19 protein-coding genes and 2 rRNA genes are annotated in these 23006 nt (G+C 70.0%); 7 read left to right on the top strand and 14 right to left on the bottom strand.

All coding sequences use genetic code 11. The annotated features are described in order from the left end of the window. Positions 1-38: 38 nt before the first annotated feature. Positions 39-1859 carry a PucR family transcriptional regulator gene (locus ABGB01_RS00105; protein ID WP_347768938.1) on the bottom strand — a complete coding sequence of 607 codons (1821 nt, stop codon included), beginning with the start codon at positions 1857-1859 and terminating at the stop codon, positions 39-41. Between the two features lie 124 nt (positions 1860-1983). On the opposite strand from ABGB01_RS00105, the gene gabT reads away from it, so the two are divergent. Together gabT and ABGB01_RS00095 are read left to right on the top strand one after the other, a co-directional pair. Next, positions 1984-3312: a 4-aminobutyrate--2-oxoglutarate transaminase gene (gene gabT, locus ABGB01_RS00100; protein WP_347768936.1), complete on the top strand. Its 1329-nt coding sequence runs from the start codon at positions 1984-1986 to the stop codon at positions 3310-3312. A gap of 177 nt (positions 3313-3489) precedes the next feature. After that, positions 3490-3726, top strand: a complete 237-nt coding sequence (locus ABGB01_RS00095) for a hypothetical protein (RefSeq protein ID WP_347641415.1) — start codon at positions 3490-3492, stop codon at positions 3724-3726. Positions 3727-3853: 127 nt separating this feature from the next. Here ABGB01_RS00095 and ABGB01_RS00090 read toward each other — a convergent pair whose 3' ends face one another. From ABGB01_RS00090 to ABGB01_RS00045, 10 genes are all read right to left on the bottom strand, one after another. Further along, positions 3854-4972: an extracellular solute-binding protein gene (locus ABGB01_RS00090; RefSeq protein ID WP_347768934.1), complete on the bottom strand. Its 1119-nt coding sequence runs from the start codon at positions 4970-4972 to the stop codon at positions 3854-3856. Positions 4973-5056: 84 nt separating this feature from the next. Then, positions 5057-6562, bottom strand: a complete 1506-nt coding sequence (locus tag ABGB01_RS00085) for a CoA-acylating methylmalonate-semialdehyde dehydrogenase (protein ID WP_347768932.1) — start codon at positions 6560-6562, stop codon at positions 5057-5059. Beyond that, the gene (locus ABGB01_RS00080) at positions 6559-7839 is read right to left on the bottom strand and encodes an aminotransferase class III-fold pyridoxal phosphate-dependent enzyme (RefSeq protein ID WP_347768930.1); all 1281 of its coding nucleotides are present in this window, start codon (positions 7837-7839) and stop codon (positions 6559-6561) included. Before ABGB01_RS00080 ends, ABGB01_RS00085 begins: the two co-directional genes overlap by 4 nt. A 133-nt stretch (positions 7840-7972) precedes the next feature. Beyond that, a complete protein-coding gene (locus tag ABGB01_RS00075; protein ID WP_347768928.1) occupies positions 7973-9193 on the bottom strand; it encodes a cytochrome P450 in 1221 nt (406 codons plus the stop codon). After that, positions 9097-10422 carry a cytochrome P450 gene (locus ABGB01_RS00070; RefSeq protein ID WP_347768926.1) on the bottom strand — a complete coding sequence of 442 codons (1326 nt, stop codon included), beginning with the start codon at positions 10420-10422 and terminating at the stop codon, positions 9097-9099. The genes ABGB01_RS00075 and ABGB01_RS00070 overlap by 97 nt, the downstream gene beginning before the upstream one ends. Beyond that, positions 10419-10997 (bottom strand): ATP/GTP-binding protein, encoded by a 579-nt coding sequence (locus ABGB01_RS00065; RefSeq protein WP_347768924.1) that lies wholly within the window; start codon positions 10995-10997, stop codon positions 10419-10421. Before ABGB01_RS00065 ends, ABGB01_RS00070 begins: the two co-directional genes overlap by 4 nt. Next, complete coding sequence (locus ABGB01_RS00060; protein WP_347768922.1) at positions 10978-11331, bottom strand: DUF742 domain-containing protein; 354 nt, start codon at positions 11329-11331, stop codon at positions 10978-10980. Before ABGB01_RS00060 ends, ABGB01_RS00065 begins: the two co-directional genes overlap by 20 nt. Further along, positions 11328-11735, bottom strand: a complete 408-nt coding sequence (locus tag ABGB01_RS00055) for a roadblock/LC7 domain-containing protein (RefSeq protein WP_347768920.1) — start codon at positions 11733-11735, stop codon at positions 11328-11330. Before ABGB01_RS00055 ends, ABGB01_RS00060 begins: the two co-directional genes overlap by 4 nt. Before the next feature lie 55 nt (positions 11736-11790). After that, positions 11791-13296, bottom strand: a complete 1506-nt coding sequence (locus ABGB01_RS00050) for an ATP-binding protein (protein WP_347768918.1) — start codon at positions 13294-13296, stop codon at positions 11791-11793. A 422-nt stretch (positions 13297-13718) separates the two neighbouring features. Continuing rightward, positions 13719-15188: an MFS transporter gene (locus ABGB01_RS00045; protein ID WP_347768916.1), complete on the bottom strand. Its 1470-nt coding sequence runs from the start codon at positions 15186-15188 to the stop codon at positions 13719-13721. 55 nt (positions 15189-15243) lie between these two features. On the opposite strand from ABGB01_RS00045, the gene ABGB01_RS00040 reads away from it, so the two are divergent. The 4 genes from ABGB01_RS00040 (at position 15244) to ABGB01_RS00025 (ending at position 19677) form a co-directional block, all read left to right on the top strand. Continuing rightward, the gene (locus ABGB01_RS00040; protein WP_347768914.1) at positions 15244-15942 is read left to right on the top strand and encodes a TetR/AcrR family transcriptional regulator; all 699 of its coding nucleotides are present in this window, start codon (positions 15244-15246) and stop codon (positions 15940-15942) included. Between the two features lie 13 nt (positions 15943-15955). Then, positions 15956-17584: an AMP-binding protein gene (locus ABGB01_RS00035; protein ID WP_347768912.1), complete on the top strand. Its 1629-nt coding sequence runs from the start codon at positions 15956-15958 to the stop codon at positions 17582-17584. Between the two features lie 65 nt (positions 17585-17649). Next, positions 17650-19266, top strand: a complete 1617-nt coding sequence (locus ABGB01_RS00030) for a PucR family transcriptional regulator (protein WP_347768910.1) — start codon at positions 17650-17652, stop codon at positions 19264-19266. A 27-nt stretch (positions 19267-19293) separates the two neighbouring features. Then, a complete protein-coding gene (locus ABGB01_RS00025; RefSeq protein ID WP_347768908.1) occupies positions 19294-19677 on the top strand; it encodes a cupin domain-containing protein in 384 nt (127 codons plus the stop codon). 35 nt (positions 19678-19712) lie between these two features. On the opposite strand, the gene trpS is transcribed toward ABGB01_RS00025, so the two are convergent. Beyond that, complete coding sequence (trpS, locus tag ABGB01_RS00020; RefSeq protein ID WP_347768906.1) at positions 19713-20675, bottom strand: tryptophan--tRNA ligase; 963 nt, start codon at positions 20673-20675, stop codon at positions 19713-19715. A 256-nt stretch (positions 20676-20931) separates the two neighbouring features. Here trpS and ABGB01_RS00015 point away from each other — a divergent pair, with 256 nt between their 5' ends. Beyond that, the gene (locus tag ABGB01_RS00015; protein WP_347768904.1) at positions 20932-22410 is read left to right on the top strand and encodes a phosphodiester glycosidase family protein; all 1479 of its coding nucleotides are present in this window, start codon (positions 20932-20934) and stop codon (positions 22408-22410) included. A 220-nt stretch (positions 22411-22630) separates the two neighbouring features. On the opposite strand, the gene rrf is transcribed toward ABGB01_RS00015, so the two are convergent. Beyond that, positions 22631-22747: ribosomal RNA gene (rrf, locus tag ABGB01_RS00010) — 5S ribosomal RNA — on the bottom strand. Positions 22748-22888: 141 nt separating this feature from the next. Next, a 23S ribosomal RNA gene (locus ABGB01_RS00005) occupies positions 22889-23006 on the bottom strand; the annotation flags it as partial.

The following is a 23006-nucleotide window of genomic DNA, read 5'->3' as shown; positions in this document are numbered from 1 at the left end:
CCGACACTCAACGTCGGGCCGGGCTCCACCGCCGACACTCAACGTCGGGCCGCTTCGAGCGCGAACCACAGCTCGGCGCGGACGCCCGGATCGTCGAGGTCGCGGCCGAGCAGCTCGGCCACGCGTTTCATGCGGTAGCGCAGCGTGTGCCGGTGCACGCCGAGCCGCTGCGCCGCCGCGTCCCAGTGGCCGTTGTTCTCCAGGTACGCGCGCAGGGACTCGACGAGGCCGGCCCGGGAGCCGTAGCCGGTGAGCGGAGCCAGCAGCGCGGCCGAGAACGCCTGGGCGTCCGCCTGGTCGAGCAGCCCGAGCACGCCCTGCCCGGCCAGCTCCGCGAACCGCACCACCCGCCCCCCTTCCCTCCCCGGCCCCCGGCCCTCTTCCCCAGCCTTCGAACCACCCCCACCGCCGCTGCCGAGCGCCCTGGATCCCGACGTTTCACCGCCCTTTCCCGCGCTCGACCCGGCTGCCTCAAGAGCTCGTCTCGCCTGGTCGAGCGCGCTTCGCAGGGCCACAGGGTCATCGCCACACGGCAGGCTGACCCCCACGGGTGCGTCCGCCTCAAGGGCCACCCTCTCCGCCATGCGCACCGCGGCGTCCTCCGCCGGACCTCCCGCCCGGTTGTCCACGGTGCCGGCCGCGACCAGCGCGATGGCCACCTGCCCCTTCGCCCGGGGGCGTGCCGCCCGGGCCTGGGAGCGGCTCCCGCCTGACTGTCGCACCCCCTCCCACGTCTCCGTGTCGTCGTGCAGGGCCGCGAAGGCGTACGTCTCCAGCACGTCCAGAGCCTCGGGGCCCGTCGCGAGCACCGCCAGCGGCTCCTCGGGCAACCGGCGGCCGAGCGGCTCCAGCACCACACGCGCCTGCTCCCGGGCGCCCTCCAGCAGCAGCCGCAGCACCGCGGCGTGCACCCGGCGTTCGGCTTCCAGCTGGGACCTGCCCTGCTCCATGGCCAGCGTGAGCAGGGAGCCCGCCGCGTTGATCACCGTGTGGGTGATGGGCGAGTACGCCTCTTCCGCCCCCACGGCGAGGAACCCGCGCGGCCGCACCCCGCCGCCCACCGGCTGCGCCACGATGTGTTCGCCCGGCCCCGACAGAGCCAGGCTGGCGGGAAACCCGGTGGGCGGCTGGAGGGCGGCGGACGCGTCCTGGTGGCGGGCGCCCCGGAGGCGGCCGAGCTCGGCGGTCACCGCGCCCGTCCTGGCACCGCGCGTGGCGTGACGCACCTCGCCCGACTCGTCCAGCAGCGCGGCCCAGCCGCCGACCTCCTTGGCGAGCCGGTCGATGACCGCGTACATGCCCTCCGGTTGCAGCGCGGCCCGCGTGAGCCGTCCCTGGGCGTCGAAGGCGCGGGTGATCTCCTCGTACTGCTCGGCGGCCAGCAGTTCGCTGACGGCCTTGCCGACGGCGATGAACGGGGTCTCGCGCGGCACCTCCAGCAAGGGCAGCCCGTGCTCCTCCGCGGCGGCGATCAGGGCGGCGGGCACCTCCTCGTGCGAGACCCCGACGCCGAAGCCGAGGCCGGCCACGCCGCGAGCGACCAGTCGGGCGACATATCCGGATAGGTCGCCCGCCATCCGCATCCCCGTCGTGAGCAGCAGTTCCCCACCCTCCAAGTACGGAGTCGGGTCCGCGAGCTCGCTGACCGCCACCCACCGCACCGGCACGTCCAGCGCACCCGCGCCGGACCGCCCGCCCACCGGAACCCCCGGCACGGGCCGGTCACCCGGATGCCCCTGTACGGGCCCGTCGCCTCGAAGGCGTGACACCGGCTGGCGGCCCCGACCACCCGGCGCCTCCGCCCCCGGACGGTCGGAGGACGCGCGGGTGGTGGTGCCGGCGAGGGGCCGGAGGCGCATGCGGCGCACCACGGTCCGCAGTGAAGGCGGCATGTGGCTTTTGTCCATTCTGGCGAATACGACCGCCTCCAGTTTGACATATCGACATATCGGCGCAGGTGAGAGGCCGCCGTAGCGTCGGAGCATGAGCATTCCCCAGGAGCGACGCGTCGTGACCGCGATCCCAGGCCCCAAGTCGCAGGAGCTGCTGGCCCGCAAGCAGGCCGCAGTCCCGCCCGGCATCGGCACGACGCTGCCGGTCTTCGTCACCCGCGCGGGCGGCGGCGTGCTCCAGGACGCCGACGGGAACTCGCTGATCGACTTCGGCTCAGGCATCGCCGTGACCAGCGTGGGCAACGCCGCGCCCAAGGTCGTCGAACGCGTGCAGCGGCAGGTCGCCGACTTCACCCACACCTGTTTCATGGTCACCCCGTACGAGTCGTACGTGCGGGTGTGCGAGAAGCTCAACGAGCTGACCCCCGGCGACCATGACAAGCGCACCGTGCTGGTGAGCTCGGGCGCCGAGGCCGTGGAGAACGCCGTCAAGATCGCCCGGCACGCCACAGGCAGACCGGCCGTCGTGGTGTTCGACCACGGCTACCACGGCCGCACGCTGCTCACGATGACGCTGACGGCCAAGAACATGCCGTACAAGGAGGGGTTCGGCCCGTTCGCGCCTGAGGTCTACCGGGTGCCGCTGGCGTACCCGTTCCGCTGGCCGTCCGGGCCGGACAACTGCGCCGAGGAGGCCGCCGAGCAGGCCATCGACATGATCACCAAGCAGGTCGGCCCGGGCAACGTGGCCGCCGTGGTGATCGAGCCGATCGCGGGCGAGGGCGGCTTCATCGTTCCCGCCAGGGGTTTCCTGCCGCGCATCGCGGAGTTCTGCAAGGCCAACGGCATCCTGTTCGTGGCCGACGAGGTGCAGACCGGGTTCGCGCGCACCGGCACGCTGTTCGCCTGCGAGGACGAGGGCATCGTGCCCGACATCATCACCACCGCCAAGGGCATCGCGGGCGGCCTGCCGCTGGCGGGCGTGACCGGGCGCGCGGAGATCATGGACAAGGTGCACGCCGGCGGCCTCGGCGGCACGTACGGCGGCAACCCGCTCGCCTGCGAGGCCGCCCTGGGCGTCCTGGAGACCATCGAGGAGGAGGATCTGGTCGCCAGGGCCCGCCGCATCGGCGACATCATGCTGCCCCGGCTCAGGGCGCTCCAGGAGCGCTTCGACGTGATCGGCGACGTGCGCGGACGAGGCGCGATGATCGCCATCGAGCTGGTCGAGCCGGGCACCAAGGAGCCGAACCCGGCCGCCGTCCAGGAGATCGTCCGGCGCTGCCACGCAGAGGGCCTGCTGGTGCTCACGGCGGGCACGTACGGCAACGTGCTGCGCTTCCTGCCGCCGCTGGTCATTCCCGAGCACCTGCTCGAGGAAGGGCTCGGCATCCTGGAGAAGGCGATCGCCGAACTTTAGAACGAACCCATCCGAATCGGGCATCCGGCTTGTGGTTGGATGCCCGATTTGTTGGTGTAACAGCCGTCGACCGGGTAGAGAAATCACCCTGACTTGACGCTCTGCTAGACGATCACAGCCACGGTCAGGGTTATAACGGTTCCGGTATACGGATGGGCGATGGCTGCGGGAAGCGTAATGAACTGGGGTTCCACCAAAACGGCGGCGCGGAGCATGGTGACGTTCGACCCTGAGGGACTGACCTGGGCCCAGCGTGACGGCGACGCCTGCGTCGTCTGTCACAAACGCTGGCCTCGGCCGCGCATGAGGGTCGGCCGGCTGCCCGACGACGCTCCGGTCCTGGCCTGCGGCGACTGCGCCGAAGCGCTCCTGCCCGCTCCCGCGGCCACCGTCGTGGCCTTCCCGTCCCGCTGAACTCTCGCCGGGCAGCGAGACGCCCCGGGACAGAGGGGGAAGGCCCAGGGCGTCTCTGCAGGTCACGCCCAGCGGGGGGAGGGGGCGCGCCCGCGGCACAGCACGTCAGGTCCGGTGGCTGCGCTCCTCACTCGGCGAGCTCGCGCCACCGTTCGGTCCAGGCGTCATAGTCCGTACATTCCCCGCAAGCGGGCGGCCGTACCGCGAAGGCGATGTGGTCGAGCTTCTTGTCCTCGCCGGCGCCGTACGCCTCGCACATCTGCCTGGCCCGCCCCTTGCACGCCTTGTCGTTGGCCGGCGCCAGCCCCACCCACGCGGCGGCGTCGCGCTGCGCGTCGGGCGCGGTCACCCAGTTGAGCCACCGGTAGGCGCAGGTGGTGTCGGGCACGTTCGCGCCGAGCATCCAGGAATCGACCCATCCGGTGGTCTCGCGGGTGTGCACGGCCTTGATCGGCTTTCCCGCCTTCTGCAGCAACATCCGGTAGTAGGGGGTGGCCTGGGCGTAGTCGAGGGACCCGGTGGCGAACCCCTTGACCAGGTCGATCGGGTTACGCCAGTAGACGCGGTCCTTGTTGCGTTCCAGCATCGTCATCGTCTCGTCGAGCTGCTTCTCGGTCAGCTCGTACGGCTCGTCCGAGGAGCCGCCGGCCATGGCCGCGTCGGCGATCGTCAGCGGGGTGTCCCTGAGCGCGACCCGCTCGGAGGCGAACACCTGCCCGAGGTCGCCGCCCTCGACCCGGCCCGAGTCGTAGATGAACTCGTGGTATCCCCACAGGTAGGGCACGCCGTAGACCTTGCCCGACACGGTGGACATGTCGCGGAAGCGCTCGTCGATGTCGTCGTAGCCGGCGACCTTGGCCGGGTCGACGGCCTGCACCTGCTTCTTCGCGATCAGGTCGGCCGCCAGCACCGGCCCGGCGGAGATCACGTCGTAGGGCCGCTGGGTGACCTTCTCGGCCATCTCCTCGGAGGTCTGCACGGTGTCGAGCTTGGCGATCCGGCAGCCGGTCTCCTTCTCGAACGCGCCCGTCCAGTTGACCTTGGGGCTGGTGCCGCCGTATTCGGCGTAACCCCGGTAGGTGAGGATCTGCAGCGTGCCGTCGCTCTGCGTCGCCGTCGGGCTGGCGGTGGGGCTGGCGGTCGGGCTCGCCGACGGGCTCGGCGCCGGTGTGGGCCTCGCCGCTCCCATGCCGACGGCCAGCGCCGATGCGGCGATCGCCAGGGCATAAGTGCGACGACGATCCACGATGTCCCCCCTTGTCCGTCTGCTGGGAGCTTACCGGGGAGCGGGACGGGAGGGACGCGCATCCCTCCCGTCCGGAATCGCGGGTTACCGGTTCGTGGGGAAGCCCAGGTTCACGCCGCCGTGCGACGGGTCGAGCCAGCGGGACGTGACGACCTTGCCGCGGGTGTAGAAGTGCACGCCCTCGGTGCCGTGCACGTGCGTGTCGCCGAACAGCGAGGACTTCCAGCCGCCGAAACTGTAGAAGGCCATCGGCACCGGGATGGGCACGTTGATGCCGACCATGCCGACCTCGACCTCGTTCTGGAAACGCCGGGCGGCGCCGCCGTCGTTGGTGAAGATCGCGGTGCCGTTGCCGTACTCGCCGCCGTTGATCAGCTCCAGGCCCTCCTCGTACGAGCCGACGCGCACGATCGACAACACCGGGCCGAAGATCTCGTCCTGGTGCGTACGCGAGCCCGGAGGCACGTGGTCGAGCACCGTCGGGCCGAGCCAGAAGCCGGGCGTCTCAGCGGCCCTGCCGCCGCCGAGCACCGCCGTCTCGCGGCCGTCGACGACCAGCTTCGCGCCCTCCTCGACGCCCAGGTCGAGGTAGGAGGCGACCTTGTCGCGGTGCGCCTCCGTGACCAGCGGCCCCATCTGCGACTTCGGGTCGTCGCCCGGGCCGATCACCAGCCGGCCGACCCGTTCGACGATCTTCTCCACCAGCTCGTCGCCGACGGGGTCGACCGCCAGCACGACCGAGATCGCCATGCAGCGCTCCCCCGCCGAGCCGAACCCGGCCGACACCGCCGAGTCGGCCACCAGGTCGAGGTCGGCGTCGGGGAGCACGAGCATGTGGTTCTTGGCGCCGCCGAGCGCCTGCACCCGCTTGCCGTGCGCGGTGCCCGTCTCGTAGACGTAGCGCGCGATCGGAGTGGAGCCGACGAAGGAGACGCCCCGCACGTCCGGATGTTCGAGCAGCCGGTCCACGGCGACCTTGTCGCCCTGCACGACGTTGAACGCGCCGTCGGGCAGCCCCGCCTCCTGCCAGAGCCGGGCCATCAGCAGCGACGCCGAAGGGTCCTTCTCCGACGGTTTGAGCACGAACGTGTTCCCGCACGCGATCGCGATCGGGTACATCCACATCGGCACCATGGCGGGGAAGTTGAACGGCGTGATCCCGGCCACCACGCCCAGCGGCTGGCGGATGGAGTAGGAGTCGACCCGGGTCGAGACGCCCTCGGAGAAGCCGCCCTTGAGCAGGTGCGGGATGCCGCAGGCGAACTCCACGACCTCCAGGCCCCTCGCCACCTCGCCGAGCGCGTCGGAGTGCACCTTGCCGTGCTCGGACGAGATCAGCGCCGCCAGCTCGTCGCGGTGGGCGTACATGAGCTCGCGGAAGCGGAACAACACCTGCGACCGCTTCATCAGGGACGCGTCCCGCCAGGCGGGGAACGCGGCCGTGGCGGCCGCCACGGCCGCGTCCACATCGGCCGCCGACGCCAGCGCCACGTGCCCGCTGACCTCGCCGGTGGCGGGGTCGAAGAGCTCGGCGGCACGGTCGTCGCCGTCCGCGAGCGCCCCGTTGATCCAGTGCTTGACCGACTTCACTGAGCTGCTGCCTCTGCGTTGATGGTTTCCAGTGCGGTGACGATGATGCCGAGCCCCTCGACGGCCTCGTCCACCATGAGGGTGAGGGGCGGCGCCATGCGGATGGCGTTGCCGTACAAACCGCCCTTGCCCGCCAGCAGGCCCGCCTTCTTGGTCTCCTCCATGAAGCGCGACGCCTGCGCGGGGCTTTCGAGCTCGACGGCGAACATCAGGCCCTTGCCCCGCACCTCCTTGACCACGGGCAGCCGCTCGGCCGCCTCCTTGAGCCCCTTGATGATGATGGCGCCGGTACGCGCCGCGTTGGCCTGCAGGTCGTGGTCGAGCACGAAGTCGAGGGTGGCGTTGGCGGCGGCCATGGAGATCGGGTTGCCGCCGAACGTCGACAGGCCCACCGCGTGCGGGGCGTCCATCAGGTCGCCGCGCGCCACGACGCCGCCGACGGCGAAGCCGTTGCCCAGCCCCTTGGCGAACGTGAGCATGTCGGGGGTGACGCCGTGGTTCTGGATGCCGAAGAACGCGCTGCCGGTGCGGCCCCAGCCGGTCTGCACCTCGTCAGAGATGAACAGGATGCCCTGCTCGTCGAGCACCTCCTTGTACGCGGCGAACAGCCCGTCCGGGGCCATCGTGAACCCGCCCACGCCCTGGATCGGCTCGGCGATCAGCGCGGCCACGTCGTTGGAGACGGAGGTGGCCAGCACGTGGCGCAGGTCGTCGACGCACGCCTTGACGTAGTCGGCGTCCGACAGGCCCGCGAACTGGGTGAGGTGCCGGTCGGTGCCGTGCAGGAAGTGCACGTTGAGCGGGGAGAGCGAGTTGTTCTTCCACGCCCGGTTGGCGGTGACGCTGATCGCGCCGAAGCTGCGCCCGTGGTAGCTCTGCCGCATCGCGAACACCTGGTCGCTCTTGCGCGCGTACGTGGCCAGCAGCAGGGCGGTCTCGTTGGCCTCGGTGCCGGAGTTGGTGAAGAAGACCTTGGCGTCGGGGATGCCGGAGAGCCGCGCGATCTTCTCGGCCAGCTCGACCTGGCCGCGCAGCAGGTAGGCGGTGCTGGTGTGCACCACACCCGTGGCGAGCTGGCGTTCGACGGCTTCGCGCACTTCGGGCACGTCGTACCCGATCATGTTGGTCAGGATGCCGGCGAAGAAGTCGAGATAGCTCTTGCCGTCGCCGTCGATGACGCGGTTGCCCTTGCCGCTGACGATCTCGATGGGCTCGGTGTAGTTGAGCGCCAGCCAGGCAGGCATCACTGCCCGATGGCGCGCGAGAAGCTCCGACATGCTCCCGAGTATTCCTTTTTCGCCCCCATCCTCCTATCTCCAGAGTGTCGGCGCAGGAGAAAATCGAGTTACACAGTGTAACCGCGAGCAGCCGATGGAGGCAGGGGCAGGCCGGCCCCTGCCTCCGCGCGGGTCAGCGGCCCAGCAGGAGCGGCAGGCTGCCCCAGCCGTGCGCGATGAAGGACGGGACGTGGGGCACCTCGCTCTCGTTCACGGCCAGCCGGAGGTCCGGGAACCGGGCGAACAGCGCGGGCAGGGCGGCGAGCGCCTCCTGGTGGGCGAGCGGCGCCCCGATGCAGCGGTGCACGCCGATGCCGAACGCCAGGTGCTCACCGTGTTCCTTGGTCGGGTCGAACCGGTCGGCCTGCGGGCCGTGCTGGTCGGGGTCGTGCCCGGCCGCCATGTAGCTGGTGATGATCGCGTCGCCCGCCTCGATCCGTACCCCGCCGATCTCGATCGGCTCGATGGCGAACCGCAGCGGCAGGTTGGCGATCGACGGCGACCAGCGCAGCGTCTCCTCGATCACCGCGTCCCAGGAGATCTCTCCCGACAGGACCCGCTCCAGGTGGTCCGGATGGGTGAGCAGGGCGTGCACCGCGTTGCCGATCAGGTTGACGGTGGTCTCGTGCCCGGCCGCGATGAGGAGCAGCAGGGTGTCGCGCAACTCGTCGTCGCTGAGCGAGTCGCCGCTGTCGCGAACGTTGATCAGCTCGGTGGTCAGGTCGTCGCCCGGGTGCTCCCGTTTGTAGGCGACCAGGCCGGGGAGCACGGTGCCGATCTGGACGGCCGTGGCCTCCGCCTGCTCCGGCGTGGCGGTGGTGTCCATGATGGCCTCCATGACCTGGGCCATCTCCTCCCGCATGTGCGCGGGGACGCCGAACAGCTCACAGATCACCCGCATCGGCAGCGGGTGGGCGTAGGCGCTGCGGAGGTCGACGGGGCGGCCCGGCGGCTGCGCGGCCATGGCGTCCAGCAGCTCCGCCACGATGCCCTCGACGATGGGCTGCATGGCCTTGGTACGGCGCGCGGTGAAGCTCGGGGCGATCAGCTTGCGCAGCCGCCTGTGCTCCTCGCCATAGGCGCTGAGCATGTTCGACACGCCGATCCAGGTCATGATCCACCTCCAGCCGGGCTCGGAGAGCGCCTGGGGCAGCAGCCGCCAGTGCCGCTTGTCCTTGCTCACCAGCGGATCAAGGATCAGCTGCTTGAGCAGGTCGTGCCGGGTGACCGCCCAGGCCGGGATGCCTCCGGTGAGCTCTACGAGGACCAGGGGGCCGAGGTCACGTAGTCGGCGGACCTCGCCGGAGAGGTCGGTGCCGAAGGGGTCGAGGACGACAGGGGCTGCATTGCCCACGGAGAATCTCCTGGTTGGTCGGGGCGGATCGGGGTGAAGCTCACCGGCAGGTGCGCCAGCGCGCGATGGAACGGGCCGGGCCGCCACGGCAGCTCCGCGCGGGGCACGGTCAGTTCGAGGTCGCACAGGTGGGAGGTCAGGCGTTCGATCGCGGTCATGGCGATGAGCACGGCAGGATCGCTGGCCGGGCAGCGGTGCGCCCCGGCGCCGAAGCCCAGGTACGCGCCACCGTCGGAACGCAGCTCCTCAGGCACGTTGGTGGGCTCGGTGTTGGCCGCGGCGTAGGAGACGAGGACCAGCTCGGCCGGCTGGATCCAGGTGCCGTGGAAGTGCACGGGCTGGCGCACGAAGTACGGGCCGTAGTTCGACATCGCCGGCTCGGCGCGCAGGGCCTCCATGAGGGCGTCGTACGTGCTGAGCGCGCCGTTGGTGAGCGAGCTGAAGTAGCGGTCGTCGCTGACCATCCGGGAGATCGTGTTGGAGATCAGGTTGGCCGTGGGCTCGTAGGCGGCGGCCACCACCAGCACGAGGGTCTCCCCCAGCTCGTCGGGCTGCAGCGCGGCCGGATGGTCGATGAGCCAGGAGGTCAGGTCGTCGCCCCGCTGGGCGTGCTTGGTCTGGATCAGCTCGCCGATGTAGCGGCTGAACGCCTCGCTGCCCCGCGCGCCCGTCTCGCCGTCGGCCTCCATCATGTCCGACAGGGCCTGGGTCAGGCCGGCGCTGTCCGCGTCGGGCCGCCCGAAGAGCCGGTTGAAGATGCGGACCGGGATGAGCCGGGCGAATTCGGCGACCAGGTCGGCCTCGCCCTTCGCGGCGAACTGGCTGATGAGCGAGTCCGACACCTCGCTCACCATCTGGCGCAGCTTGTGCGGCTGGATCTGCTCGAAGCAGTCGGAGATCACCTTCCGGTAGCGGGCGTGCTCGGCGCCGTCGGAGAACAGCGCGTTCGGCCGGCGGCCGAGCATGGCGATCGCCCCCGCGGCCTCCGGGGTGTCGGGGAGCCGCGCCTGCCAGGCACTGGAGTTCTTGCTCCAGACGCCGCCGACGTTGGTGAGCACGTCCAGGGCGGCCCGGTAGCCGATCACCAGGTGGGCCTCGATGCTCGGGGCTATCTCCACGGGCGCGACCGCGCCGTGCCGCACGCGCAGCTGCGCGTAGATCGCCTGCGGGTCTCTGGCGTACTCGGGCCCGTACAGGCGCCCGGCGTCGGGCATGTAGCGCAGGGTCATGACAACACCAGCTCTCTGACGTGCTCCACCAGTGCGATCAGCGAGGCACGGGCGGAGGCGGGGTCGCGGGCGTCGCACACCATCAGCGGCGTGCGCGGGTCCAGGTCGAGCGCCTTACGCACGGACTCCAGCGGGTAGTCCGGCGAGTCGGGGAAGTGGTTGACGGCCACCGCGTAACGGATGCCGGCGTTCTCCACCAGGTCGAGGACGGCGAAGCTCTCGTCGATGCGGCGGGTGTCGGCCAGCACCAGGACCCCCAGTGCGCCGCGTACCAGCTCGTCCCACAGGACCTGGAAGCGGGTCTGTCCCGGCGCCCCGAACAGGTACAGCACGGCCCCCGGCAGGGTGAGGCGCCCGAAGTCGATCGCGGTGGTCGTGGTGGTCTTCTCGTTCACGCCGGTGAGGTCGTCGACCAGCGTGCCCGCCTGGGTGAGCACCTCCTCCGTGTTGAGGGGCTTGATCTCCGAGAGCGCACTGACGATGGTCGTCTTGCCCACGCCGAACGGCCCTGCGATGACCAGCTTGACCGGGATGTGCTCGGCACTGACACGGCTGTCAGAGAGCGCGGAGGCCACTGAGTACCAACTCCAAGATCTCGATGTCCGGCAGGCTGGTGGCCACCGGCGGATTGCGGGTCAGCAGCGTTCCGCTGCCTACCAGTCCGGCGACCAGCAACCGCACCACGCAGTACGGGAGGCCGAGGTGCGCGGCGCACTCGTACACCGACAACGGCCCGTCCTCCAGCAGGGCCAGCAGATGCGACCCGGGCGGGTCCAGCCCGTTGGTGGCGGCGTCGGGTGCGATGTAGACCAGGGTCGTGCGCTCGACATCGATGTGTTCGGGCACGGTCAGCCTCGCGGCGGCCATGTAGTCCGGGACGACCCGCCGCCTTTGCCGTCCGGAGGTCACGTCCGGACGCCCGGCACCCTGGCCGCGCTGGCTTCGTCGAGAGCCTTGATCAGCTTCTGCACCTGCAGTTGCACCTCATAGGCCAGCGCCCCGATGTTGACCGCTCCGGTGGCGGCTACCACGATGGCGGCGCGGTCGCCGGCCGGGGCGATGTAGTAGTAGCCGCTGCCGGCGGAGATGACGATGTCCTCCACCCCGTCGTCGGTGCCGCCGCTGAGGCCCTCGCACAGGGCGCGGGCGGCCCCCAGGACGGAGCTCGTCATGGCGGCGGCGCGCTCGCCGTTCTCGGTCGTCACATCGGCCGAGCCGCCGAGGATCAGCCCGTCACGGCTCAGCACCACACCTCGCGTGACTCCGGGCAGTGCCAGGAGCGGTGACAGGACCCAGGACACGTCGAGGGACAACGCGCGACCCTTGGTCGGAACACGGCCTGAAGCGCTGTGAGCGTCCATGGAACGGTCAATTCCCTTCGGTGGTGTCGTGCGGCTCGGTCGGGAATGCTTCGCGGCGGCCCGCTTCGGCTCCGATCTGGAAGTCTCCCCACCGCTTCTGGGCTTCCTCCGGGGTGGTGAGCGTGCGGCCGTCAGGGCCCTGCGAGCCGCCTCCGGCGCGCCCGGAGCCGGACGTGGCGCGCGGCGCCTGGCGGCGGCGCTGCGGGAGCGGCGCCAGGTCCTCCGCCGACCGTTGTTGCGGCGCCGTCACGAAGTCGGTATCCGCGGCGGAGGAGACCGGCTCCAGCCGCGAAGCCGCCGGCATGCGCTCCGGCTGGCCGGCCGGGACCGGGGCGCGGACCGGCTCGGGCGCCAGCACCGACGGCCGGGTGTTCTCCGGCATCTCCACCAGCAGGGCGGCGGGGACGGTGAGCACGGCCTGTACGCCGCCGAAGGCGCTCTTCTTGACCGTGACCTGCAGGCCGTAGTGCGCGGCCTGGCGGCCGATGGCCGCCCAGCCGGTACGGGGCGGGTTGCCGAGGTCGACCAGGCGGATCGGCTGGGTGCCGCTCAGCAGGCGGGTGGCGCGGGCGTACTGTTCCTCGTTGAGGCCGACACCGGCGTCGTCGATGACGATGGCGGCGCCGCTGTTGGTCTCGTGGACGGCGATGCTCACCTTGAGCGTGCCGTAGGAGTGGTGGACCGCGTTGGCCAGCAACTCGGCGGTGATGAACAGGATCGACTCCGCTGCGCGGGCGGCGACCCCGATCCGGCGGCGCAGGTGGTTGGCCGGACTCTCGATGCGCTGCTCGAAGTTCTCCACCCGGGAGACGGCGCCCACCACCAGGTCCACCAGATACGTGTCGTCACGCGACAGACCGGGCGTGGCGCCGCACGCGATGCCGGTCACCTGCACGCGACGGATGATCAGTTCGTTGAACATGTCCAGTCCCAGCACCTCGCGCAGGAGCGCGGTGTGCTCGTCGCCGCTGTAGCGCTGTTGCACATCGGCGAGCAGGTCCTGGGCGCGCAACGCCTGGGTCTGCACGCGGGACATCGCGCCTCTGATGACCGCCTGGGCCGCTTCGTCGATGCGCTCGCCTTCCTCTCTGAGGCCGCGGGCGAACGCGTCGAGGAGGGCGCTGTGCTGCCTGTCGACGTCGGTGCCGGCGAGTGCCGGCTCCTGCACTCCGGGCACGACCACGTGGGGGGTGCGCAGGTGGGACAGCAGGGCGGGAATTCGCCTCGTGATCAGGTGCTCGGTCTCGGCGCGTACGAGGTCGTGCTGGGCGCGCGCTTCGCGCACCTGCTCCGCGCTCTCCTTGATCTGGCGCTCCGCCTGGGCCAGCCGCTGCTGACCGGCGCTGGACTCGTGCGTCCGGTGGCGCTGTTCCTGACGAGCCTTGCCGAGCTGCCCACGGGCCTGGGCGAGATCGCGGCGTACGCGCAGGTGGAGGAGCACGACGCCCACGAGGGCGATGAGGAGGCCAAGGGCGATGAGCGCTATCGGGACGCTGAAGGAGTCTGGCGGCATGACAAGTCCTGAGGTCGAGGAGAGCCGGCGGAAAATGTCAACCGCCGAAGAGTCTGCTAGCGGCGCGTGGCGGAATCAGCACAACGTCCGGCATGGACCATGTCGGTGCGGACCGCGCCTTTCCGCGACGTCGGCACGACTGCGTGCCTGGTGCGGCTCTGCCTGGGCCAGGGCGAGGCCAAGCGACATGGCATCCTCGGTCTCAGTCGAACGACGGTCAACGGATAAACCAGTATTCCCGTTTAGTCATGATAGTCAACCGTATGTAAAGGCATTATTGCGTTGAGTTCGTCCATGTTGTCCGATTTTCCGGTTTGGCGGGGCCGAAGAATTTCCTGCCGCGGTCGCCGCACGCCAGGCAGGCCCGCCGGCATCCAGCGGGCCTGCCTCTTGTCCGTGACCGCCGGGGAGCCACGTGTCTGCTAGACCCCCTCGGCGGCGGGCTCGCGCGCCTCGACGGCGTCGGAGGCCGGGCCGGCGGCAGGCCGCAACACCGTGAACGCGAGCAGCGCGGCGGCCACGGTGAACCCGGCCCCCACCCACGACCCGACGTGCATGGCGGTGGTGAACGCCTCCCTGGCGGGCTCCACCATGCCGAGCCTGAACGCCTCACCTATCGACTCCTGAGCCGCCGCGGGCACGCCGTCGGGCATGGACGAGGTGAACACCCCGGCCAGCACGCTGCCGAGAACGGCGATGCTCAGGGCGAGGCCCACCTGCTGGACGGTGTCGTTGAGCGCCGAGCCGACACCGGCGTGCTCCAGCGGGATCGCCCCCATCAGCGACGCGTACGCCGACGGCCCGGCCAGCCCTCCACCCGCGCCCATCAGCACGAGGCCGCACATCAGCGGCAGGTAGCCGGTGGTGCTCGCCATCACCACGAAGCCGGCGGCCATGACGAGCAGACCGCCCGAGACCAGCATCCGGTTGCTCACCTTCTTCCCGAGTCCCGCGCCGATCCCGTTGAACAACACCGCGGCGGCGGCCTGCGGCAACATGGCGAGCCCGGCCCGCAGTTCGCCGTAGCCCAGCACGAACTGCAGGTACTGCGTCAGCATCAGCATGACGGCGCCGGCGCCGAACGACATGAGCAGGATCGAGAAGGAGGCGCCGCCGAAGTTGCGGTTCCTGAACAACGCCAGCGGCAACATCGGGTGCTCGGAGCGGCGCTCCCAGAACACGAAGGCGCCCAGGGCGATCACGGCGAGGGCGATGACCAGGGGGTTCCACTCGCGTTCGATGATGACGTAGACGCCCGCGGTCAGGCCGGCGATCGACAGCACCACGCCGACCGGGTCGATCTTCCGCCCGCCGCTGCGGGTCTCCGGCATCAGGACGTAGGCGGCGATGATGGCCACCGCCGCGATCGGGATGTTCAGCAGGAAGACCGAACCCCACCAGTAGTGCTCCAGCATGAAGCCGCCCAGCGTCGGCCCCGCGATCACGCCGAGCATGGCGACGCTGCCCCAGATGGCCATGGCCTTGCGCCGCTCGTCCTCGGCGAAGACGGTCATGAGGATGGACAACGTCGAGGGCATCAGAATCGATCCGCCGACGCCCATCAGCGCCCGCGCGCCGATCACCTGCCACGGCTCGGTGGCCAGCACCGCGAGCAGCGACGCCCCGCCGAAGAAGGCCAGGCCGACGACCAGGAACCTTCTGCGCCCGTAACGGTCGGACAGGCTGCCCGCGGTCAGCAGGAGGCCCGCGAAGACGAGCACGTAGGCGTCCAGGATCCACTGGATGTCTGAGTACGTGGCGCCGAGCTCCTCGATGAGCGACGGGATCGCCAGGTTGAGCACGGTGCCGTCCACGGTCAGCACCAGAAGCGAGAGGCACAGGACGACGAGGGTCCACCACCGACGGGGGTCTCGTACAATGTTCGAGTTCACTCGCACACCGTACGGCAGAACTCGTACGGCGTGCGAGTGCTTTTATCATGGGCGTATGACCGGCAAGCAGTTCACCTCCGTATGGCTCCGCGAGCCGCGCAAGGCGGCCACTCCCGGCCGCAGCCGCGAGGAGATCGTCAGAGCCGCCGTGGAGATGCTCGACCAGGAAGGGCTCAGCGGGCTGAGCATGCGCAAGCTCGGCGCCAAGCTGAGCGCCGGCGCCACCAGCCTCTACTGGTACGTCGCCACCAAGGACGAGCTGCTGGAGCTGGCCTACGACGAGGTGTGGGGCGAGATGACCGTCCCCGATCCCGACCGGGTGGGCTGGCGCGACTCGGCCTCGGCCCTGGCACACGGCATGCGCCAGGTGGTCCTGCGCCACCCGTGGTCGGCCGACCTCATCGGCCGCCTGCCCGCGCTCGGCCCGCACGCGATGGACGTCGCGGACCGCATGCGCAAGATGTTCAAGGCGGCCGGGTTCACCGGGCTCGACATCGACTTCGCCAACGCCACGCTGACCGCCTACGTGTTCGGCATGACGATCCCCGAGACCGCCTGGAACGCCACGATGGGCGCCCGGTACGACCCCGACGAGATGCGCGCCGCGGTCGCCAGGGCCGCCGCAGGCCACCCCGACATGCTGGAGCGCATCAACATGGACAGCTACGACGACCCGATGGCGATGCGGGAGATGTGTTTCGACTTCGGGCTCGTGTCGATGCTCGACGGCCTTGAGCGGCGGCTGGCGACGTAGCAGGATCCGAGACATGAGCGATTTCCGCGCCGCCCGTGACTTCCTTCTCGGCTCCGACCCCGACACCGCGCGCCGGGACTTCCGCTGGCCGGAGCCGTCGGAGTTCAACTGGGCGCTCGACTGGTTCGACGGGGTGCTGGCCGCGGAGACACCCGGCGCCGTCGCACTGAAGATCGTCGGCGCGAGCAGCGCCTCCTACACCTTCGCCGAGTTGTCGGCCCGCTCCAACCAGGTCGCCCACTGGCTGCACCAGCAGGGCGTGCGGCGCGGCGACCGGATCCTGCTCATGCTGGGCAACCAGGCCGAGTTGTGGGAGTCGCTGCTGGCGGCGATGAAGCTGGGCGCGGTCATCATCCCCGCCACCACGCTGCTGACGGCGAAGGACATCACGGAGCGCATCGAGCGCGGCGGCGTCGCCCACGTGATCGCCAACGCCGCCGACGCGGGCAAGTTCACGGGCGGCGAATACACGAAGATCGCCGTCGGTGACGCCTACACCTGGCTGTCCTACCACGAGGCGTACGAAGCGCCCGAGCACTTCGTCCCCGACGAGCCCACCCGGGCACAGGACACGCTCCTGCTCTACTTCACCTCCGGCACGACCTCGCAACCGAAGCTGGTCGAGCACACGCACGCCTCCTATCCCGCCGGGCACCTGTCGACCATGTTCTGGATCGGCCTGCGGCCGGGCGACGTGCACCTCAACGTGTCGTCCCCGGGCTGGGCCAAGCACGCGTGGAGCAACGTGTTCGCCCCCTGGAACGCCGGCGCCACCGTGCTGATCCACGACTACCAGCGCTTCTCCGCCCGCGCCCTGCTGGAGGTGCTGCGGGACGAGCAGGTCACCACGTTCTGCGCGCCCCCGACCGTGTGGCGGATGCTCATCCAGGAGGACCTCGCGGCCTGGCGGCTGCCGTTGCGCACGGCCGTGGCCGCCGGCGAGCCGCTCAACCCGGAGATCATCGACCAGGTGGCCAAGGCGTGGGGCATCACCATCAGGGACGGCTACGGGCAGACCGAGACCACCGCGCAGATCGGCAACGCGCCGGACGACCCGGTCAGGCCAGGCTCGATGGGGCGGCCGCTGCCGGGCTACGAGGTGGTCCTCATCGACCCGGTCTCGGGCGAGCAGGGGGACGACGGTGAGATCTGCCTGCCGCTGGACGACCGCCGCCCCCTAGGCCTCATGTCCGGATATGTCGGTGGATCTAGTGAAGCCATGCGCGGCGGCTTCTACCACACCGGCGACGTCGCCACCCGCGACCAGGACGGCTACATCACCTACGTCGGCCGCACCGACGACGTCTTCAAGGCCTCCGACTACCGCATCTCGCCGTTCGAGCTGGAGAGCGTCCTGCTGGAGCACGCCGCCGTGGCGGAGGCCGCCGTGGTCCCCGCCCCCGACCCGGTGCGGCTGGCCGTGCCGAAGGCCTACGTGACGCTCGCACCCGGTTTCGAACCGGACGAGACGACCGCACGGGCGATCTTCGAGCACTGCCGCCGGGAGCTGGCGCCGTTCAAGCGGGTGCGGCGGCTGGAGTTCGACGAGCTGCCGAAGACCATCTCCGGCAAGATCCGGCGGGTTGAGCTGCGGGTACGCCAGCCCCGCCACGAGTTCCGCGAGGAGGACCTGGCACCATGACAACAACTCACAGTGTAAATCCCCCTTTACCCGTTCTTACAGGCTGATCAGCTAGGCTCTGCCCCGTGTTGCCCACCATCGCCGATGTCCTCGCCTTGGAGACCGTGCGCCGGGGCAACCCGCGCGTGGTCGCGGGCGCCGACCGGCTCGACACCAAGGTGCGGTGGGTGCACGTCGGCGAGATCGCCGACATCGCTCATCTCCTGCGCGGCGGGGAGCTCGTCCTCACCACGGGCGTCGCGCTCCCCGACGACCCGGAGAAGCTCGCCGACTACATCGGCGAGCTCTCCTCTGTGGGCGCCTCGGGCCTGATCGTGGAGCTGGGCCGCAAGTTCGTCCGCGAGCTGCCCCGCGCAGTGGTCAAGACCGCCGAGGAGCACGGCCTGCCGCTCGTCGTGCTGACCCGCGAGACGCCGTTCGTACAGATCACCGAGTCCGTGCACGCCCGGATCATCGACATCCAGCTGGAGGAGCTGCGAGCCTCCGAGCAACTGCACGAGGTCTTCACCGAGCTGTCGGTCGAAGGCGCCTCGCCCGCCGAGGTGCTGGCCCAGGTGGCCAGGCTGTCCGGTCGGCCCGTGCTGCTGGAGAACCTCGCCCACCAGGTGCTGGCCTGCGAGTCCGCCGGCCGCGACACGGGCGCCCTGCTGGCGGGGTGGGAGACCAGGTCCAGGGCGGTGGCCCCGGCCGAACGCACCGCGTACGACGCCGCCTCGGGATGGCTGGTCACCACGGTCGGCGCGCGCGGGCAGGACTGGGGGCGGCTGATCCTGATCTGCGGCTCCTCGCCGAGCCCGCGCGACATGGTGCTGGCCGAGCGCGCCGCCACCACGCTCGCCCTGGGCCGCCTGCTGGAGCGCCACCAGGAGTCGCTCGAACGCCAGGCGCACGGCACGATCATCACCGGCATCCTCACCCACGCCTACGCCGATCCCGAGGAGGCCGCCGCCCGCGCCCGCGCGGTCGGCGTGCCGCTCACCGGCCGCAAGCTGGTCAGCGTGGTCATCAGGCCGACCGACCCGGTGGACCAGGCGCTGGACGGCCAGGCGCTGCTCGGCGAGCTGGCCGAGGCGACCGCCGCCGCCTGCCGCGACGCGCGCCTGCCCGCCCTCGTGGGAGCGCTCGACCAGGAGCGCGTCGGGGTCCTGATGCCGCTGCCGCCGCGCGCCGAGGCCGAGGCGGCGCTGACCGCGCTGGCCGACCGGCTGCGCGTGTTGTGGCGGCCCGGCTCGGCGTTCGTGCTGGCGGCGGGCTCGCTGGTGGAGTCCATCAGGGACGTACGCCGCAGCTTTCTCGAAGCCGAGCAGGTGGCCGACGTGGCGGTCCGCCAGCCGGACGGCCGGGCCTTCTACCGGCTGCCCGACCTGCGCCTGCGCGGCCTGCTCCACCTGCTGCGCGACGACGCGAGGCTGCAGACGTTCGCCGAGCGGGAGCTGAGCCCGCTGCTGGCCCACGACGCGCAGCGGGGCGGCGATCTCACCCGCATCCTGCGCATCTACCTCGACGCGGGCAGGAACAAGGCGGTCGCCGCCCAGAAGGCCCATCTGTCCAGGCCCGCCTTCTACGACCGCCTGCGCCGCCTCGAACGCATCCTGGACACCGATCTCGACGACGTCGAGTCCTGCCTTTCCCTCCATGTGGCCCTGCTGGCCCTGGAGTCCTTCCGCCGGGAGAGCCGGTGAGCAGCCCGATGTGCTGGAATGGGCGATATGTCTGATGTGCTGATGCCCGATCTGGCCGACCTCGGCCGCATGCTGGCCACCGCGGGAGCCTTCTCGGTGCCCGTCCACGACGTGCGCCTGACCCCGGACGAACTCGATCCCGGCCAGATCGTGGCAGGCGCACCCGCCGCCTCCTCACTGGAGCTCGGCGAGGGCCGCGGCATCTGGGAGATCACGCCCGGCGTGGTGACGGGCGTGGAGACCGACAAGATCTTCGTCGTGCTGTCGGGCCGCGCCACGATCGCCGTCGAGGGCGGCACCACGATCGAGGTCGGCCCCGGCGACGTCGGGCTGCTGGCCGAGGGCGCCAGGACCACCTGGATCGTGCATGAGACGCTCAGGAAGGTCTATCAGACCCGGCAACCCGCATGAACCGCTCACCATCGCCCGTGCGCCACTCCACGTCGCTAGAACCCCATCGCGGCCCGCACCTCGTCGAGGGTGACGACCGCCCGTTCACGCGCCCGCTCGTCGCCGTCGGCCAGGATCTGCCGCACGTCCTGCTCTGAGTGCTCCTTCCTGCGCTTCCTGATCGGGCGCAGGAACTCGTTGACCGCCTCCGTCACCAGGCTTTTGAGCGCGGCGGCGCCACCGTACCCGATCTCCTCCGCGACGTCCTGCGGTGACCGGCCCAGGCAGAGGGCCGCCAGCGTGAGCAGATTGGCCACCTCGGGGCGGTGCGTCTCGTCGAACGTGGTCAGCCGGTCGGAGTCGGTGCGGGCCTTGCGGATGAGGGCGGCCGTCTCGTCCTCGGTGGCCGACAGGGTGATCGCATTGCCGCGGCTCTTGCTCATCTTGCCGCCGTCGAGCCCTCTGAGCAGCGGGTGCTCCCCCATCATGGCCTCGGGCAGCGGAAACACCTCGCCGTAGCGCTCGTTGAAGCGGCGCGCCACCAGCCGCGTCATCTCCACGTGCGGAAGCTGGTCCTTGCCGACGGGCACCAACGTGCCCTTGCAGAACAGGATGTCGGCCGCCTGGTGCACCGGATAGGTGAACATCAGGCCGCTGACCGCCCGCTGCGAGCTGTGCGCGATCTCGTCCTTCACCGTGGGGTTGCGCTGCAGCTCCGCCACCGACACCAGGCTGAGGAACGGCAGCAGCAACTGGTTCAGCTCGGGGACCGCGCTGTGCCGGAAGATCGTGACCTTGGCCGGGTCGAGCCCGACGGCCAGGTAGTCGAGCAGCAGCTCGGTGATGTTCCGCTGGACCTGGCCGGGCAGGTCGCGGTCGGTGATCACCTGATAGTCGGCGACCAGGACGTACATGGGATGGACGTCCTGCAACTGGACGCGATTGGCCAGCGAACCGAAATAGTGGCCCAGGTGCAGCGGCCCGGTCGGACGGTCACCCGTGAGCACGACCTCTTTCATGGTGTCTCTCCTTTGGGATTAATGCCGTCCCGGAGAGAACCCGCACGTTAACCGGGCCGTCTCGAGACGGCCCGGACATGGGGAATCAGTGGCCGTCTACGGGCCACCACCACATGCCGCTCTGTGTCATATCCGAATTGTATCCACTGGTGGTGTCAATCTCGTAACCTCTCCACTTCTTTCGCGTGTTCGCCTCCCTTAGAGACCTTGATCTCGTCAGGATGGTGCGGTCCTTTTACCGCCCTCTGGAGAATTCATGTCTCGACGCACCCTTGCCGGCGGCCTGGCCATAGCCGCGGCACTCACCCTCACCACGCTGCCGGTCGCGTCCGTCGCGGCCGAGCAGGCGTCGGTCAGGTTTCCGTCGGCCAAGTTCCCGCTGGGCACCCGGCCCGCGGCGACCAAGAAGATGACGACCGTGGCACAGGGCATCGACCTGTACGACGTGCAGGCGGGCACGTCGACCGACGGTTACACCGTGACCGTGCTGATGCCGTCAGGCCGCGACTACGGGACCCTCCCGACCGCCGAGGCCACGGCGGCCGAGGTGGAGGCCGCCGGAGAAACCCCCAGCCTGCAGAAGGTGATCAGGCCCGGCGTCGCCGACGCCCCCTCGCAGACCGTGTACATGGTGCGGGTCGGCCTCTGGTCCTTCAAGGACAAGAAGAAGGCCGAGAAGACAGCCAAGCAACTCACGAAGGCCGACCTGAAGGTCAAGGTCGACTACCTCGGCGACGACGGCCTCAAGACCACGGGCCCCTGGAACGTCAAAGTCGTCATGATCGACAGAAAGGCCTTCCGCGGCTCGTACGTGGCCTCGCTCGGCAAGAGCGTGGCCAAGCGCGAAACCGTCTCGTCGATGGCCAAGGCAGCCAAGGCGCTGGTCGGCGTCAACGGCGGCTTCTTCAACATTCACACCGCCAAGGCGCTGCGCGGCGAGCCCGTCGGCGCGTCCGTGGTCAACGGCAAGCTCCTGAGCGAGGCAATCCCCGGCCGCTCGGCCGTGGTGCTCAGAGGCAGGACCGTCAAGATCACCGAGCTGAAGACGACCGTGACCGCGATCTCGCAGGACGGCGAGAAGACCGAGGTCAACGGCGTCAACCGGGCCGCCGCCACCGACGAACTGGTCCTCTACACAGAGGAGTACGGCGCCAAGACCCCCACCGGCGGCACCGACGCCGTGATCGACGCCGACGGCAAGGTCGTCGGCCTGCGCGCCTCCGGCGGGAAGATCGTCAAGGGCATGCGGGTGCTGCACGGCAACGGCGTGGGCGCCGACTGGCTCAACGAGCATGCCTGGCAGGAGTGGAAGGTGAAGATCGACACCAAGGTCGTCGACCTGCGCACCAACAAGGCACTCAAGCTGACCCCCGAGCTGAACGTCATCGCGGGCGGCGTCGGGCTGGTGCGCAACGGCGAGGTCAGGATCACCGCCAAGCGTGACGGCCATGACTCGATGAACATGATCCTCCGCCGCCACCCGCGCACGCTCCTCGGCACCACCAAGAACGGCAGCCTCATCCTGGCCGCCATCGACGGCCGGCAGCCCGGAGTGACCGTCGGCGCGAACTTCGTGGAGGCGGCCCAGTTCATGCGCTGGCTGGGCGCCAAGCAGGCCATCAACCTGGACGGGGGCGGCTCGACGGCGATGGTGGTCGACAACAAGGTCGTCAACCGGCCCTCTGACGGCTCGGAACGCGGCATCGGCGACGCTCTCCTGGTCCTCCCCAAGTAACGCCCGGAGTCACCCCCCAGAACCAGCCGTAAGGGACCCGCGCCACCACGCACGGGTCCCTTGTCCAGTTGCGGACGCCGCAGTTCCAAGGCGTCGCTCCACCGGACTCCCAGTCGAGCATCAGAAGAGGGCATTCGACGCGGCCCGGCTGCGGAGGTGCCCCAACACCAAAAAAGAGGGGGTTTCGACGCGCTAGGCGTCGAAACCCCCTCCAAAGATTGTCCGGCGGTGACCTACTCTCCCACACCCTCCCGAGTGCAGTACCATCGGCGCAGAGAAGCTTAACTTCCGGGTTCGGAATGTAACCGGGTGTTTCCTTCCCGCCATAACCGCCGTAACCTTGCGAAACAACAAACACAACCGTTTGCTGCCTCAGAATTGCCTAGTGGACGCGAGCAAGAAACCTCACCACGATGCGGCGCGGCTCCGGACCCAGCGAAGGTAACAGAGCGCTGCACACACCGGAAAGGTATGCTTTGTGGTCAAGTCCTCGGCCTATTAGTACCGGTCAGCTCCACACGTTACCGTGCTTCCACACCCGGCCTATCAACCCGGTCGTCTACCGGGAGCCTTACCCCCAAACGGGGTGGGAGACC

It is taken from the genome of Nonomuraea sp. B5E05, assembly GCF_039880665.1.
GTDB lineage: Bacteria > Actinomycetota > Actinomycetes > Streptosporangiales > Streptosporangiaceae > Nonomuraea.
The sequence above is the reverse complement of the archived record's forward strand: the minus strand, read 5'-3'. Positions and strand labels throughout refer to the sequence as shown.

What these genes read in the sequence shown, in the direction of transcription:
- ABGB01_RS00105 (WP_347768938.1), bottom strand. Translation starts at nt 1,859, where the DNA reads ATGCGCCTCCGGCCCCTCGCCGGCACCACCACCCGCGCGTCCTCCGAC.
- gabT (WP_347768936.1), top strand. Translation starts at nt 1,984, where the DNA reads ATGAGCATTCCCCAGGAGCGACGCGTCGTGACCGCGATCCCAGGCCCC.
- ABGB01_RS00095 (WP_347641415.1), top strand. Translation starts at nt 3,490, where the DNA reads ATGAACTGGGGTTCCACCAAAACGGCGGCGCGGAGCATGGTGACGTTC.
- ABGB01_RS00080 (WP_347768930.1), bottom strand. Translation starts at nt 7,839, where the DNA reads ATGTCGGAGCTTCTCGCGCGCCATCGGGCAGTGATGCCTGCCTGGCTG.
- ABGB01_RS00070 (WP_347768926.1), bottom strand. Translation starts at nt 10,422, where the DNA reads ATGACCCTGCGCTACATGCCCGACGCCGGGCGCCTGTACGGGCCCGAG.
- ABGB01_RS00050 (WP_347768918.1), bottom strand. Translation starts at nt 13,296, where the DNA reads ATGCCGCCAGACTCCTTCAGCGTCCCGATAGCGCTCATCGCCCTTGGC.
- ABGB01_RS00040 (WP_347768914.1), top strand. Translation starts at nt 15,244, where the DNA reads ATGACCGGCAAGCAGTTCACCTCCGTATGGCTCCGCGAGCCGCGCAAG.
- ABGB01_RS00035 (WP_347768912.1), top strand. Translation starts at nt 15,956, where the DNA reads ATGAGCGATTTCCGCGCCGCCCGTGACTTCCTTCTCGGCTCCGACCCC.
- ABGB01_RS00025 (WP_347768908.1), top strand. Translation starts at nt 19,294, where the DNA reads ATGTCTGATGTGCTGATGCCCGATCTGGCCGACCTCGGCCGCATGCTG.
- trpS (WP_347768906.1), bottom strand. Translation starts at nt 20,675, where the DNA reads ATGAAAGAGGTCGTGCTCACGGGTGACCGTCCGACCGGGCCGCTGCAC.
- ABGB01_RS00015 (WP_347768904.1), top strand. Translation starts at nt 20,932, where the DNA reads ATGTCTCGACGCACCCTTGCCGGCGGCCTGGCCATAGCCGCGGCACTC.